Origin of the sequence: Cohnella baijiui, assembly GCF_020731285.1 — a bacterium.
GTDB lineage: Bacteria > Bacillota > Bacilli > Paenibacillales > Paenibacillaceae > Cohnella.
In genome coordinates, this window is record NZ_JAJFOW010000248.1 from 1 (window position 1) to 274 (window position 274).

1 protein-coding gene is annotated in these 274 nt (G+C 39.1%); it reads right to left on the bottom strand.

Annotated elements, in window-relative coordinates; genetic code table 11:
• Window positions 1-83: 83 nt before the first annotated feature.
• The coding region (locus LKX83_RS32510; protein WP_227887411.1) for a hypothetical protein at window positions 84-274 on the bottom strand (191 nt) is incomplete at its 5' end.

Below are 274 nucleotides of genomic sequence, written 5' to 3' on the forward strand. Positions count from 1 at the left end.
GAAACCTTTGCTGTAAAAAGCAAGGGTTTTTTATTGCAATAAAAAGAATATTACGTCAGTTTACGAATTATGAGTAAGTTATGTTACCCTAAATAAGCTGCTATATAAAAATAGGATAAGGAGTGAGCAAAATTTTTCGTGCATGAATCGTAAGCAATGGTAATCTTCTGTCGGATGTGGTTACCTTGCTGTAATTGATTTCCGCGATCACAGGGCTGAATTGGGATTGGCAAGGTGCGTAGTAGTCTCAACCTTGTGCTGGCGGTTGGACGGT